The organism is Pseudomonas sp. CAM1A, from assembly GCF_047501685.1.
GTDB lineage: Bacteria > Pseudomonadota > Gammaproteobacteria > Pseudomonadales > Pseudomonadaceae > Aquipseudomonas.
Genome location: NZ_JBFNXP010000001.1, coordinates 23,634 through 37,492, shown reverse-complemented (window position 1 = coordinate 37,492; position 13,859 = coordinate 23,634). Strand labels below are relative to the sequence as shown.

Here is a 13,859-nt window from a genome sequence, read left to right as displayed (position 1 = left end):
TCTTCGTTCAGGCCAGTGCGCTGGCCAGGTCCTGGCGACGGCAGACCTGCTGGCTGGCCAGGTAGGCCTCGATGAACAGGTTGTCGCGGTCACCCAGCAACCATTCCCGATCTTGCCGATACCGCAGCATGTGACGGAAGTTGCGCTGGCGTTGTGATCGGCGCAGTGGCTTGCGGTACATGCGCAGGTCGGCGACATCGATCAACCCCAGCTTGCCTTCGGGCGTCAGTACCACGTTGCCCAGATGCGCGGAGCGGAAGTACACGCCTGCCTCGTGCAGGGTCGCGATGAACTGCCCGAGCTGGTCGCGCAGCTCGGGATGCTCGCCGGGTTGTTCCAGTAGTTGACGCAGCGTATGCCCTGGGAGCGGGTCGTAATGCACGGCATCGCGGGCGATCTCGGCAATACGGTAGACCGCCTTGACCTGTGGGCAGGGGATGCCGCGCGCGGCCAGGGCCTTGCAGTTGTCGGCGAAGCGTCGGGCATAGGGATACCAGGCCGCCGAGCTGATCAGGCGCTTGCGCCGGAACAGCTTGAACATCGTGCCGTCGCGCAGGCGCAGGACCTTGTCGCCAGTGCCGTCGGCTTCGAGGACATGAGCGCCCTCGCGCAGGGCAAGGTAGCGGGCGTGGTCAAGTGCGTGCATCTAGCCTCCAGGGCCATGGGTTCGGGACAGCCGCCTATCTTACCTGCAGCGGGCGGTGCGAGACACCGCGTGTGTTATAATCCCGACTCTTTTTGACCCGACGGATTCTCATGACAGTTCCCGAATCGTCTTCGCCTGCGAGCCTGAAGATCTACCTGCGCCTGCTGGGCTACGTCAAACCTTACATCGGCATCTTCCTGCTGAGCATCGTCGGTTTCGTGATCTTCGCCTCGACCCAACCGATGCTGGCCGGGATCCTCAAGTACTTCGTCGACGGCCTGAGCAACCCCCAGGCGGTGTTGTTCCCCAACGTGCCTTACCTGCGTGACCTGCAGTTGCTGCAGGCGGTGCCGCTGCTGATCATCCTGATTGCTGCCTGGCAGGGCCTGGGCTCGTTCCTGGGCAACTACTATTTGTCCAAGGTGTCGTTGTGCCTGGTGCACGACCTGCGGGTCGAGTTGTTCAACAAGCTGCTGGTGCTGCCCAACCGCTATTTCGACAACCACAACTCCGGGCACCTGATCTCGCGCATCACCTTCAACGTGACCATGGTCACCGGCGCCGCCACCGATGCCATCAAGGTGGTCATCCGTGAGGGCCTGACGGTGGTGTTCCTGTTCGCCTACCTGCTGTGGATGAACTGGCAGCTGACCCTGGTGATGGTGGCGATCCTGCCGCTGATCGCGGTAATGGTGAGCACCGCCAGCAAGAAATTCCGCAAGCAGAGCAAGAAAATCCAGGTGGCAATGGGCGACGTCACCCACGTGGCCTCCGAGACCATCCAGGGTTACCGCGTGGTGCGCAGCTTCGGTGGCGAAAGCTACGAGGAGCGCCGTTTTGGCGCCGCCAGCCAGAGCAACACCGACAAGCAGCTGCGCATGACCAAGACCGGCGCGCTGTACACGCCAATGCTGCAGCTGGTGATCTATACCGCCATGGCGGCGCTGATGTTCCTGGTGCTGTTCCTGCGCGGCGAGGCTTCGGCGGGTGACCTGGTGGCCTACATCACCGCGGCAGGCCTGCTGCCCAAGCCGATTCGCCAGCTGTCCGAAGTCAGCTCGACCATCCAGAAGGGCCTTGCCGGCGCCGAGAGCATCTTCGAGCAACTGGACGAGAAGCCCGAAGTCGACAACGGCACCATCGAGAAGGATCGGGTCGAGGGGCGCCTGGAGGTGCGCAAACTCAGCTTCACCTATCCGGGTACCGAGCGTCAGGTGCTCAGCGATATCAGCTTCACCGCCGAGCCCGGGCAGATGATCGCCCTGGTAGGGCGCTCGGGCAGTGGCAAGTCGACGCTGGCGGCACTGATCCCGCGGTTCTACCACCACACGGAAGGGCAGATCCTGCTCGACGGCGTGGAGATCGAGGAATACCGCCTGCGCAACCTGCGCCGCCATGTTTCCCAGGTGACCCAGCATGTCACCCTGTTCAACGACACCGTGGCCAACAACATCGCCTACGGCGATCTGGCCGGCGCGCCGCGGGCGGATATCGAGGCCGCCGCCGCCGATGCCTATGCCAAAGAGTTCGTCGACCAGTTGCCCAAGGGCTTCGATACCGAAGTCGGCGAGAACGGCGTGCTGCTTTCCGGCGGTCAGCGCCAGCGTCTGGCGATTGCGCGGGCGCTACTGAAAAACGCGCCGCTGCTGATCCTCGACGAGGCGACCTCGGCCCTGGATACCGAGTCCGAGCGCCACATCCAGGCGGCGCTGGACCACGTGATGGAAGGTCGCACCACCCTGGTGATCGCCCACCGCCTGTCGACCATCGAGAAGGCCGACCTGATCCTGGTCATGGACCAGGGCCGTCTGGTGGAGCGTGGCACCCACGCCGAGCTGCTCCAGGCCAATGGCCATTATGCCCGCCTGCACGCCATGGGCCTGGACGAAGCGGAAAAGGCCGATATCACCTGATCGGCCGTAGGGTGGGGCCTTCGCGGCCCCGCCAGTCAATCGATACAGCATTGCCGCGGTTGGCCGTAAAGCCCTGCGCAACCCTGTGCTAATATCCTGCCCCTGTTCACTTTTCCAATGATGGGTTGCCCATGAAGTTGTCCATGCCGCGTTTCGATCAAGCCCCGGTATTGGTGGTCGGCGATGTCATGCTCGACCGCTACTGGCATGGCGGTACTTCGCGTATCTCGCCTGAAGCGCCGGTGCCGGTGGTCAAGGTCGATCAGATCGAGGACCGCCCTGGCGGCGCCGCCAACGTGGCCTTGAACATCGCCGCCCTCGGTGCCCCAGCCGCGCTGGTTGGCGTCACTGGCCAGGACGAAGCCGCCGACAGCCTGGCCAACAGCCTGCAGGCGGCGGGCGTGCGCTCGATCTTCCAGCGCATCGCCCATCAGCCGACCATCGTCAAGCTGCGGGTCATGAGCCGCCACCAGCAGTTGCTGCGCATCGATTTCGAAGAGCCCTTCGCTACCGACCCGCTGTCGCTGGGGGCGGAAGTGGATACCTTGCTCGAAGGGGTCAAGGTGCTGGTGCTGTCCGACTACGGCAAGGGCGCGCTGAAGAACCACCAGTCGCTGATCCAGGCTGCCCGCGCCAAGGGCATCCCGGTGCTGGCCGACCCCAAGGGCAAGGATTTCTCGATCTACCGCGGCGCCAGCCTGATCACCCCGAACCTCAGCGAGTTCGAGACCATCGTCGGCCGTTGCGCCGACGAAGCCGAGCTGGTGGCCAAGGGCCTGAAGCTGCTCGAGGAACTGGACTTGGGCGCGTTGCTGGTGACCCGTGGCGAGCATGGCATGACCTTGCTGCGCATTGGCCACCCGGCGCTGCACCTGCCGGCCCGTGCCCGTGAGGTGTTCGATGTCACCGGTGCCGGCGATACAGTGATTTCGACGCTTGCCGCCGCCATTGCCGCAGGCGAAGACCTGCCGCACGCGGTCGCCCTGGCCAACCTGGCCGCCGGCATCGTCGTCGGCAAGCTGGGTACCGCCGCTATCAGCGCACCCGAACTGCGCCGGGCGATCCAGCGTGAAGAAGGCTCCGAGCGCGGCGTGCTGGGGTTGGAGCAGTTGCTGCTGGCCATCGATGATGCCCGTGCGCACAACGAGAGCATCGTCTTCACCAATGGTTGCTTCGATATCCTGCATGCGGGCCACGTGACCTACCTGGAGCAGGCCCGTGCCCAGGGCGACCGCCTGATCGTTGCCATCAACGACGATGCTTCGGTCAGCCGCCTGAAAGGGCCGGGCCGTCCGATCAACAGCGTCGATCGGCGCATGGCCGTGCTGGCCGGGCTCGGTGCGGTGGACTGGGTTATCAGCTTCCCTGAGGACACTCCCGAGAACCTGCTGCGCCAGGTCAAGCCGGATGTGCTGGTCAAAGGCGGTGACTACGGTATCGACCAGGTGGTCGGTGCCGATATCGTCAAGGCCTACGGCGGCACGGTGAAGGTGCTCGGCCTGGTGGAGAACAGCTCTACCACGGCGATCGTCGAGAAGATCCGCAAGCACTGAATCAGTTGCAATCGCGGGGCCAGCCCGCTCCCACGATGTTGGTGGGGCGGGCTGGCCCCGCGTTCATTTGTGCAGCGTGTCCCGCGCCCGCTCCAGCAACGCCCTTGCCTTGTCACTGAAGCGCTCCAGGTGCGAAGCCGGTTCGCGTTTGTGCTCGGCCAGGCCTTGTTGCTTCAACCAATCCCTCCAGCGTACCCGCTCTTCCCGAACCACCCAGCCTACCTGTGGTGCAAAGCTTTCAGCCAGCCATAGGCCGCGTGTGCTCGCCGGCAGCAGTTGGTCCTTCTTCAGGGTATAGAGCTCTGCCATCGGTTGGCCGTCCTTCAACGGCATCAAGTAAAGGTCTGGTCTTTTGCGGTCGAGTCGCGCCACCAGTTGGTCACCCTCGAGTCGTTCATCGACATGGAACAGGCTCAGTGACTTGGCTTCCTTGGGCACCTGCAGGCGCAGGTCGTAGATCAGCTGCAACGATGCGGTGGGCAGGTGTACGTAGGCCCGTGGCCGCTCCAGCAGGGTCAGCCGGGCGCAATGCACCGGGCGGGCGGCGCCGGACTCGGGTGAGAGCACGAACGGTACGGCCTCGCGATAGTGCAGGGCAGCGGCATAGGGCGCTGGCAGCCAGGTGTCGTTGAAACGCCCGCCAAGCCAGCCCTCGGGGGTTTCCAGCAGGCACTCCTCGGCCACTTCCTGGATCGCCGTGTGCAGCGGCAGGTTCAGCTCGTGGGCCGGGACATAGCCGGAAATCAGCTTGAGCACCACATCGCCACGGTCCTGGCGGCGTTGGCGCACCAGCACCCAGTAGTCGCGGCCTTGCCAGTTCAGGGTGAGGCGCACCGACACGCCGAGGTTGGCCAGCTCCGCCACGAAGTGTTCGGGGTTGGCGACCTGGATGGCCTTGCGCCGCTGCAGGGTCTGGGCGAAGTTCAGCGGCATGCCGATGCTCTGGTAGGTCAGGCCATCGGGCGTGGCTTCGACGTGCAGCGGCAGTGTCTTGAAGTTGCTCGGATTCTTGCGGATCAGCGTACGCGGCACGAGGCTCCTCCTTGCGTTGGGCCCCCGCCCGGGCGGCTCAGGGCCGGCCCAGGATGCGGGCGACGGTGGCCACGTTGTGGGCCAGGTGTACCGGGTTGATGGTGCCGACGATGGCACTGCACACGCCGGGATGGGCGAACAGCAACTCGAAACTGGCCTGCACCGGGTCGACCCCCGGGGCCAGGCAGATATGGCCGCTGGCCAGGGCCTTCTTCACCAGGATGGCCTTGCCGTGCTCGGCAGCGTAGTCGAGCACAGGCCGCTCCGCCTGCTCGTTGAGATTGTAGGTGACCATGGCGCAATCACCTTGTTCCAAGGCCTTCAGGCCACCCGCGGCGGTCTTGCCGGAGAAACCGTAGCCGAGGATCTTGCCTTCGCGCTTGAGCGCGGCGAGGGTTTCGTACACCGCCTCCTGCTCGAGGATCGCCAGGTCGTTGCCATCGGAGTGCACCAGCACCAGTTCGATACGGTCGGTTTCCAGGCGCTTGAGGCTGCGCTCGACCGAGCGACGGGTATGGGCGGCGCTGAAGTCGAAGTGCGACTGGCCGTCCTCGAACTCTTCGCCGACCTTGCTGACGATGACCCACTGCTCGCGCTGGCCGCGCAGCAACGGGCCGAGACGCTCCTCGCTGCGGCCATAGGCCGGGGCGGTGTCGATCAGGTTGATGCCCAGCTCGCGGGCTTGGGCGAGTAGCAGGCGCGCGGCCTGGTCATCGGGGATGGTGAAGCCGTTGGGGTACTTCACGCCTTGGTCGCGGCCAAGCTTGACCGTGCCCAGGCCCAGCGGCGATACGCGCAGGCCGGTACTGCCCAAGGGGCGGTGGTGATCGTGCAGGGTCGGCAAGCTCATGGCAGCAGTTGCTCCCAGGCTGGCAGCGCCAGCGGCGGGCGCGGCAGGTCGGCAAGGKCCGGCTGGCTCGCCGGGCGGATGCCATCGCGCTCGAAGTTGGCCAGCACGCGATCGGCGAAGTCCGGCGCCAGGGCCAGCTTGGTCGGCCAGCCGACCAGCAGGCGCTGCTGGTCGGCAAGGAAGGCGTTGTCCGGGCGTACCAGGCCCGATTGCGCGGGCTCGGCGCGATCGACGCGCAGGGTGGCCCAGCGGACCAGGCTTTGATCGACCCAAGGCAACAGGCTGGCGACCTCCTTCTGCGCCGCGGCGATCTGCGCCTCGGGCTCGCGGGCAACGCCGTCGGCCTCGGCGATATCGCCACCCAGGTACCATACCCATTGGCCATCGGCGGCCGGGTGGGTGGTCACGGTGATGCGTGGCTTGGGGCCACCGCCCAGGCAGTGGGCATACAGGGGCTTGAGGTTGGGCCCCTTGGCCAGGACCATGTGCAGCGGGCGGCGTTGCATGGCCGGCTGGTCCAGCCCCAGAGCGTGCAGCAGGCCTTCGGTGCCTCCGCCGGCGCTGAGGACGATGCGCTGGGCGCGGATCTCGCGGCCATCGACCACCAGGCCGGCCAGCTCTTCGCCGTCGCGCAGCGGTTCGATTCGCTCGCCGGCCAGCAGGCTGTCACCCGCCAGTTGCGCGAGGTTGGCCAGCAGGCTGGGCACGTCGATGACCAGTTCGGCCAGGCGGTAGACCTTGCCCTTGAAGGCGCGATCCTGCAGGGCCGGCGGCAGCTGCTCGCCCTTGACCTGGTCGACCCGGCCACGCACGGCCTTGCTGGCGAAGAAACTGGTGAGGTTGCCGGCCAGGGTGCCGGGGGACCAGAGGTAATGGGCCTCGGACAGCAGGCGGGTGCCGCTCAGGTCCAGCTCGCCGTTGCCGGCCAACGCTTCGCGCCAGCGCCGCGGCATGTCGGCGATGGCCTCGGAGGCGCCGGTCAGTGCCCCGTGCAGGGCGTACTTGGTGCCGCCGTGGATGATGCCTTGCGACTTGATGGTCTGCTCGCCACCGAGGCTGGCGCGTTCCACCAGTACTGTCGAGTAACCCAGGCGGCGCAGTCGGGCATTGAGCCAGAGGCCTGCGACCCCGGCGCCGACGATCAGCACGTCAGTGGTAATGGCGGATGGCATGCGGGCACCTCGAAAACTGGGACAGGTGCGCAGTATACAGGCTGTAACCGGGGAGAGGACCGTGGGAGCGGGCTTGCCCCGCGATACCCATGCGGCCCTATCGCGGGGCAAGCCCGCTCCCACGCCCCGTTCTGTGCTCAGTGCCCGGCAGTATTGGAAAACACCTGGATCACCACCACCCCGCCGACGATCATGGCCATGCCCAGCATCGCCGGCACATCCAGCTTCTGACCGTAGATCACCAGGGCCGCGACGCTGATCAACACGATCCCCAGCCCCGACCAGATCGCATAGGCGATCCCCACCGGAATGCTGCGCACCACCAGGGTCAGCATCCAGAACGCCACGCCGTAGCCGCACACCATCAGCAGCAGCGGCAGTGGCGTGCTCAGGCCCTTGACCGCCTTCATGGAGGCAGTGGCGATGACTTCGGCGCAGATGGCGATGGCGAGATAGGTATAGGCGTTCATGGTGCGGGTCCTCCGGTGCTGGATGGGCATTCTAGAGGATCTCCGAATGCGGTAAAGTCATTACCTATCTGCTATGGAGATAGGCTGGTGATGACCGAGCACTGGAACCTGGAACAGTTGCGCCTCTTCGTGCGCGCGGCGGAGCTGCGTTCGTTTTCCGCCGTGGCCCGCGAGCAGCACAAGGCGCAGTCGGCGGTGAGCAATGCCATCGCCCTGCTCGAGACGGACCTGGGCGTGACGCTGTTCGAACGCAGCAGCGGCCGCCAGCCACGCCTGACCGAAAGCGGCGCCGCGCTGCTGGAGGACGCTCGCGAGCTGTTGCGCCAGTGCGAGCGTCTGGACGGTCGGGCGCTGGCGCTGATGCGTGGCCAGGAAGCGCTGCTGCGGGTGGCCCAGGACGAAGCCATGCCCTACCAGCCGGTGATCGACAGCCTCGACGAGTTGGCAGCGCGCTATCCCTACCTGGAGGTGCAACTGGCCAGCGGTGCCCAGGGCGATGTGGCGCGCAAGCTGGTGGAGCGGCGCGCCGACCTGGGGTTGTTCTTCCACCACGAAAGCATTCCCGCCTCGCTGGAGAGACGGGCCCTGGGCAGCGTCGAGATGGTCACGGTGTGCGCCATCGATCACCCGCTGGCACACCTGGCCAAGGTCAGCCGACAGCAACTGGCTCGCCACCGCCAGTTATTGATCACGCCGCAGCAGAGCGGCTACCCCGGCGGCGAGGCGATTAGCCCGCAGGTCTGGCGCGCCGACAGTTTCTACGCCATGGCCGAGTTGCTGATGCGTGGCCTGGGCTGGGCCTGGCTGCCGCGGCATGTGGTGCAGTACCCCACCTACCAGACTCAGATGGTCGAACTGGACAGTGAGTGGCGCCCGCCGGCGCTGGTGGCGGAACTGGCCTGGCGCCGTGACGAGCCCTTGGGCCCTGCGGCGCAGTGGCTGGCCGAGCGCTTCGCCGTGCACCTGAGGGCCATTGGCTGACAGGCCTTTTCATCCAGTTCCTAGTAAACTCCGCCGCCATGAACAGAACCCTCTATACCCTGCTTTTCCATCTGGGCCTGCCGCTGGTCGCGCTGCGCCTGTTCTTGCGCGGGCGCAAGGCGCCTGCCTACCGTGCGCGGATCGCCGAGCGCTTCGCTTGTGGCTTGCCACCCATGCGCCAGGGCGGTATCTGGGTGCATGCGGTCTCGGTGGGCGAGAGCATCGCCGCGGCGCCATTGGTGCGGGCGCTGCTCAAGCAGTACCCGGACCTGCCGATCACGCTGACCTGCATGACCCCAACCGGCTCCGAGCGCATCCGTGCGCTGTTCGACGGTGAGCCACGGGTGCAGCACTGCTACCTGCCGTACGACCTGCCATGGGCGGCGGGGCGTTTTCTCGACCATGTGCGCCCGCGCCTGGGCATCATCATGGAAACCGAGCTGTGGCCCAACCATATCCACCAGTGCGCCAGGCGCGGTATTCCGGTGGCGTTGGCCAATGCGCGGCTGTCCGAACGCTCGGCCCGAGGCTATGCGCGTTTCGCCGGCCTGACCCGGCCGATGCTCGAGGAGATGAGCCTGATCGCGGTACAGACCGAAACCGAGGCCGAGCGTTTCCGCTCGCTCGGTGCGCGCCAGGCGTGCGTGCAGGTGACCGGCTCGATCAAATTCGACCTGAAGGTCGACGACCAGTTGATGCCTAGCGCCCGACAGTTGCGCGAGCAGTGGGGGGCCAGCGAGCGCCCGATCTGGATCGCCGCCAGTACCCATGATGGCGAGGATGGGTTGATCCTCGAAGCCCACCGGCAGCTGCTGAGCGTACACAGCGATGCACTGTTGCTGCTGGTGCCGCGCCATCCCGAGCGTTTCGCGGCGGTACATGAACTGTGCGCCGGCCAGTTCTCCACGGTGCGTCGTTCGACAGGCGATGCCGTGACGGCGCAGACCCAGGTGCTGCTGGGCGACACCATGGGTGAATTGCTGTTCCTGTACGCCCTGGCCGATATCGCCTTCGTCGGTGGCAGCCTGGTCCCCACGGGCGGGCACAACCCGTTGGAGCCGGCGGCGCTGGCGCTGCCAGTGCTGATGGGGCCGCATGTGTTCAATTTCCTCGAGATCAGCGCGATGCTGCGCGAGGCGGGAGCGTTGCAGCAGGTGGACGATGCCGAAGGGCTGGCCGCGGCGGTGCGCCGCTTGGTCGAGCTACCGCAGGATGCGCGGCGCATGGGTGAGGCGGGCAGGGCGGTGATGCAGGCCAACCAGGGGGCGTTGCAGCGGTTGCTCGATGGGTTGGGGCGACTTCTGAACTGATGACCTTGTAGTAATCCTTGGGAGCAGGCTTGTCCCGCGATAGGGCCGGACCAGGCAGTATCACTGCCTGATCGGGCCCTATCGCGGGACAAGCCCGCTCCCACGAAGCCCATACCTACAGGTGGTCTATGACCTTCAAGGCCTGCGTTCGAAGTTTTTCGCCGCCGCCGCCGCCAGGTCCGGTGGCAGGAAATCCTTGTCCGGGTTGTAGTCGGCCTTCAAGTAGCGCCCCAGGTCCTGCAGGTCCTGCGGGCTCAGGGTGCCGGCCGCCTGTTTCAGGCGCAGGTTGTCGAGGATGTAGTCATAGCGGCTGTTGTTGTAGTCGCGCACCGAGGTGTACAGCTGGCGCTGCGCGTCGAGCACGTCGACGATATTGCGGGTGCCGACCTGGTAGCCGATCTCGGTGGCTTCCAGCGCGCTCTGGTTGGAGATGATCGACTGCTTGCGTGCCTGTACCTGCTCCACATCGGTGTTCACCGCGCGGTGCAGATTGCGGGTGTTCTCCACCACCTGGCGACGCAGGCTTTCGCGCTGCTGCTCGCTCTGGGTCAGGCGGGCGTAGGCCTCGCGCACCTGGGAGCTGGTCAGGCCGCCGCTGTAGATCGGGATGTTCAGCTGCAGGCCGACGCTGGTCTGCTCTACGTCACCGCCATAGCGCACGTTCGGTTGCAGCTGTGAATTGGTGAACCCGAGGTTGTCGTTGTCGCCCTTCTGGTACTTGGCCACGGCATCCAGGGTTGGCGCATGGCCGGCCTTGCGCTGGCGCACGGTTTCCTCGGCTGCCGCCACCGCGTGGTTGGTCGCCAGGAGATTGAGGTTCTGTCGCCCGGCGGTCTCGACCCAGACCTTGGCGTCGTTGGGTGTTGGCACTTGTACCGGCAGGGTATGGACCACGCCCTGGATAGCGCTGTACTGGCGGTTGGTCAGGGTGATCAGCGCCTCGAAGGCATCCTGCACCTGGCGTTCGGCGATGATCCGGTTGGCCCGGGCGGTGTCGTAGCTGGCCTGGGACTGGAGCACGTCGGTCTTGTCCGAAAGGCCGACGTCGAAGCGCTCATTGGACTGATCGAGCTGGCGCTTGAAAGCCGATTCCTCGGCTTTGGTCGAGGCCAGGTTGTCCTGGGCGCGCAATACCGCGAAGTAATTCTCGGCGCTCTGCAGGATCAGGTTCTGCTCGGTGGCCGAGAGTTCCAGCGCGGCCTGCTCGTTGACCGCCTCGGCAGCCTGCAGCTGGAACCAGCGGTCGGCGCGGAAGATCGGCTGCGCCAGGGTGGCGCTCCAGGCGTTGCCGCTGCGGTTGGAGGTGACTGACGGTTCATCGAGCTTGGTGCGGGTGTTCATCATCTCGGCACCGGCCGAAAGGTTGGGCAGCAAGCCGGCGCGGGCCTGGGGCACCACCTCGCGGCGGGCGCCGTAGTCGGCGCGGGCGGCGGCCAGGTCGGCGTTGTTGTCCACCGCTTCCTGATAGACGCTGACCAGGTCGGTCTTCACCGTCGTGGGCGTATCCACTGCCCAGGCCACTCCTTGGGACGCACAAGACACGGCAATTGCCAGTGAGAGTTTGCGCAGCATAGGGCAATCCTTGATCAAATTTTATTTACTGTACTTTCGGGTATCGAGCGATGCGCCAGTGTAGTGCCGCACGCCGTCCTCAACAATCCGCCGCATGTGCCATTTATCACCCCCCCGGATTTACCCGCTTGGCTTTGCCGGCCACTCCAGTCTAGACTGCGCAGGTTCTTGTCGGGGTGCCTTGATGCAAAGGCTGAGATCGCAAAGTTGCGGATCCCGTTGAACCTGATCAGGTTAGCGCCTGCGTAGGGAACAAGATTGCTCTCACATCCCGGGAGCCTCTTGTGCCAGGTCCGGGATCGCCACAGCTGCTTGCAGCCCACGGCACCCCTTGTCCGGCACTGCACTCGTCAACACGGGTGCGTCCGCGCCTTTCAGGTTCACCCCGACATTCCGCCCGCTAGGAAGCTGTCTGGAGAGCCTGTGATGAGCAAACAAGAAAAAACGATCAGTCTGAGCGAGTCGGCCCAAGTCGACCAACAGTCCGTGCAACCCCTGCCCAATTCGCGCAAGGTCTATGTCGAAGGTTCGCGCCCCGACATCCGCGTGCCCATGCGCGAGATCAGCCTGCACGACACCCCCACCGACTTCGGCGGCGAGAAAAACGCCCCGGTGCTGGTGTATGACACTTCCGGCCCGTACACCGACCCCAATGTCATCATCGACGTGCGCAAGGGCCTGGACGATGTGCGCTCGGCGTGGATCGACGCCCGTGGCGACACTGAGCGCCTGGGTGGCCTGAGCTCCAACTTTGGCCAGCAGCGCCTGAACGACGCCGAGCTGGCCAAGCTGCGCTTCGCCCATGTGCGCAACCCGCGCCGGGCCAAGGCTGGCGCCAACGTTTCGCAGATGCACTACGCCCGCCAGGGCATCATCACCGCCGAGATGGAATACGTCGCCATCCGCGAGAACATGAAGCTGCAGGAAGCCCGCGCCGCCGGCCTGCTGAGCCAGCAGCACGCCGGCCACAGCTTCGGCGCCAGCATCCCGAAAGAGATCACCCCCGAGTTCGTCCGCGAGGAGATCGCTCGCGGTCGCGCGATCATCCCGGCCAACATCAACCACACCGAGCTGGAGCCGATGATCATCGGCCGCAACTTCCTGGTGAAGATCAACGGCAACATCGGCAACAGCGCCCTGGGGTCCTCAATCGAGGAAGAAGTGGCCAAGCTGACCTGGGGCATCCGCTGGGGCTCGGACACGGTCATGGACCTGTCCACCGGCAAGCACATCCATGAAACCCGCGAGTGGATCATCCGTAACTCGCCGGTGCCGATCGGTACCGTGCCGATCTACCAGGCCCTGGAAAAGGTCAATGGCGTAGCCGAGGACCTGACCTGGGAGCTGTTCCGCGACACCCTGATCGAACAGGCGGAGCAGGGCGTGGATTACTTCACCATCCACGCCGGCGTCTTGCTGCGCTATGTGCCGTTGACCGCCAAGCGCGTCACCGGCATCGTCAGCCGCGGCGGCTCGATCATGGCCAAATGGTGCCTGGCGCACCACAAGGAAAACTTCCTGTACACGCACTTCGACGAGATTTGCGAAATCATGAAGGCGTACGACGTCAGCTTCTCGCTGGGCGACGGCCTGCGCCCGGGCTCGATCGCCGACGCCAACGATGCGGCGCAGTTCGGTGAGCTGGAAACCCTCGGCGAACTTACCAAGATCGCCTGGAAGCACGATGTGCAGTGCATGATCGAAGGCCCCGGCCACGTGCCGATGCAACTGATCAAGGAAAACATGGACAAGCAGCTCGAGTGCTGCGACGAGGCGCCGTTCTACACCCTCGGCCCGCTGACCACCGATATCGCCCCGGGCTACGACCACATCACCTCCGGCATCGGCGCGGCGATGATCGGCTGGTTCGGCTGCGCCATGCTCTGCTACGTCACGCCCAAGGAGCACCTGGGCCTGCCGAACAAGGACGACGTCAAGACCGGCATCATCACCTACAAGATCGCCGCCCATGCCGCCGACCTTGCCAAGGGCCACCCGGGCGCGCAGATCCGTGACAATGCGCTGTCCAAGGCGCGCTTCGAGTTCCGTTGGGAAGACCAGTTCAACCTCGGCCTGGACCCGGACACCGCCCGTGCGTTCCACGACGAGACGCTGCCCAAGGAGTCGGCCAAGGTCGCGCATTTCTGCTCGATGTGCGGGCCGAAGTTCTGCTCGATGAAGATCACTCAGGAAGTGCGTGAGTACGCGGCCAAGATCGAAACCGTTGACGTGACAGTCGAACAGGGCATGCGCGAGCAGTCCGAGCGGTTCCGCCAGGAAGGTAGCCAGTTGTATCAGAAAGTTTGACGCGTCAGTTGTAACAACGTGGGAGCGGCGGTTCGGCGGCCCGACTTGCCCCG

General features: G+C 65.4%; 11 protein-coding genes and 1 riboswitch. Of the genes, 5 read left to right on the top strand and 6 right to left on the bottom strand.

Annotation, left to right across the window (positions count from 1 at the left end; genetic code table 11):
* Nucleotides 1-7 precede the first annotated feature (7 nt).
* Nucleotides 8-646 (bottom strand): phosphotransferase, encoded by a 639-nt coding sequence (locus tag ABZO33_RS00165; protein ID WP_414534395.1) that lies wholly within the window; start codon nucleotides 644-646, stop codon nucleotides 8-10.
* A gap of 110 nt (nucleotides 647-756) precedes the next feature.
* On the opposite strand from ABZO33_RS00165, the gene msbA reads away from it, so the two are divergent.
* Together msbA and hldE are read left to right on the top strand one after the other, a co-directional pair.
* Nucleotides 757-2,559 (top strand): lipid A export permease/ATP-binding protein MsbA, encoded by a 1,803-nt coding sequence (msbA, locus tag ABZO33_RS00160; protein ID WP_414534394.1) that lies wholly within the window; start codon nucleotides 757-759, stop codon nucleotides 2,557-2,559.
* A gap of 131 nt (nucleotides 2,560-2,690) precedes the next feature.
* Nucleotides 2,691-4,112, top strand: a complete 1,422-nt coding sequence (gene hldE, locus ABZO33_RS00155; protein ID WP_414534393.1) for a bifunctional D-glycero-beta-D-manno-heptose-7-phosphate kinase/D-glycero-beta-D-manno-heptose 1-phosphate adenylyltransferase HldE — start codon at nucleotides 2,691-2,693, stop codon at nucleotides 4,110-4,112.
* A gap of 63 nt (nucleotides 4,113-4,175) precedes the next feature.
* Here the strand turns inward: hldE and ABZO33_RS00150 are convergent, their stop codons facing one another.
* From ABZO33_RS00150 to ABZO33_RS00135, 4 genes are all read right to left on the bottom strand, one after another.
* A complete protein-coding gene (locus ABZO33_RS00150) occupies nucleotides 4,176-5,144 on the bottom strand; it encodes a metal ABC transporter ATPase (protein ID WP_414534392.1) in 969 nt (322 codons plus the stop codon).
* A 37-nt stretch (nucleotides 5,145-5,181) separates the two neighbouring features.
* Nucleotides 5,182-5,994 (bottom strand): aldo/keto reductase, encoded by an 813-nt coding sequence (locus ABZO33_RS00145; protein ID WP_414534391.1) that lies wholly within the window; start codon nucleotides 5,992-5,994, stop codon nucleotides 5,182-5,184.
* Complete coding sequence (locus ABZO33_RS00140) at nucleotides 5,991-7,166, bottom strand: NAD(P)/FAD-dependent oxidoreductase (RefSeq protein WP_414534390.1); 1,176 nt, start codon at nucleotides 7,164-7,166, stop codon at nucleotides 5,991-5,993. The genes ABZO33_RS00145 and ABZO33_RS00140 overlap by 4 nt, the downstream gene beginning before the upstream one ends.
* A gap of 137 nt (nucleotides 7,167-7,303) precedes the next feature.
* The gene (locus ABZO33_RS00135; protein WP_023632892.1) at nucleotides 7,304-7,636 is read right to left on the bottom strand and encodes a DMT family transporter; all 333 of its coding nucleotides are present in this window, start codon (nucleotides 7,634-7,636) and stop codon (nucleotides 7,304-7,306) included.
* Between the two features lie 90 nt (nucleotides 7,637-7,726).
* Between ABZO33_RS00135 and ABZO33_RS00130 the strand changes: the two genes are divergently transcribed.
* Nucleotides 7,727-8,617, top strand: a complete 891-nt coding sequence (locus ABZO33_RS00130) for a LysR family transcriptional regulator (RefSeq protein WP_414534389.1) — start codon at nucleotides 7,727-7,729, stop codon at nucleotides 8,615-8,617.
* A 38-nt stretch (nucleotides 8,618-8,655) separates the two neighbouring features.
* Entirely contained in the window at nucleotides 8,656-9,927 is a 1,272-nt protein-coding gene (gene waaA, locus ABZO33_RS00125; protein ID WP_414534388.1) for a lipid IV(A) 3-deoxy-D-manno-octulosonic acid transferase, read from the top strand.
* A gap of 135 nt (nucleotides 9,928-10,062) precedes the next feature.
* Here waaA and ABZO33_RS00120 read toward each other — a convergent pair whose 3' ends face one another.
* A complete protein-coding gene (locus ABZO33_RS00120) occupies nucleotides 10,063-11,499 on the bottom strand; it encodes a TolC family outer membrane protein (RefSeq protein ID WP_414534387.1) in 1,437 nt (478 codons plus the stop codon).
* A 162-nt stretch (nucleotides 11,500-11,661) separates the two neighbouring features.
* Nucleotides 11,662-11,768, top strand: a riboswitch (TPP riboswitch).
* A 157-nt stretch (nucleotides 11,769-11,925) separates the two neighbouring features.
* Here ABZO33_RS00120 and thiC point away from each other — a divergent pair.
* On the top strand, nucleotides 11,926-13,806 hold the full coding sequence (thiC, locus tag ABZO33_RS00115) for a phosphomethylpyrimidine synthase ThiC (protein ID WP_414534386.1): 1,881 nt from the start codon (nucleotides 11,926-11,928) through the stop codon (nucleotides 13,804-13,806).
* The last annotated feature ends 53 nt before the right edge of the window (nucleotides 13,807-13,859 follow it).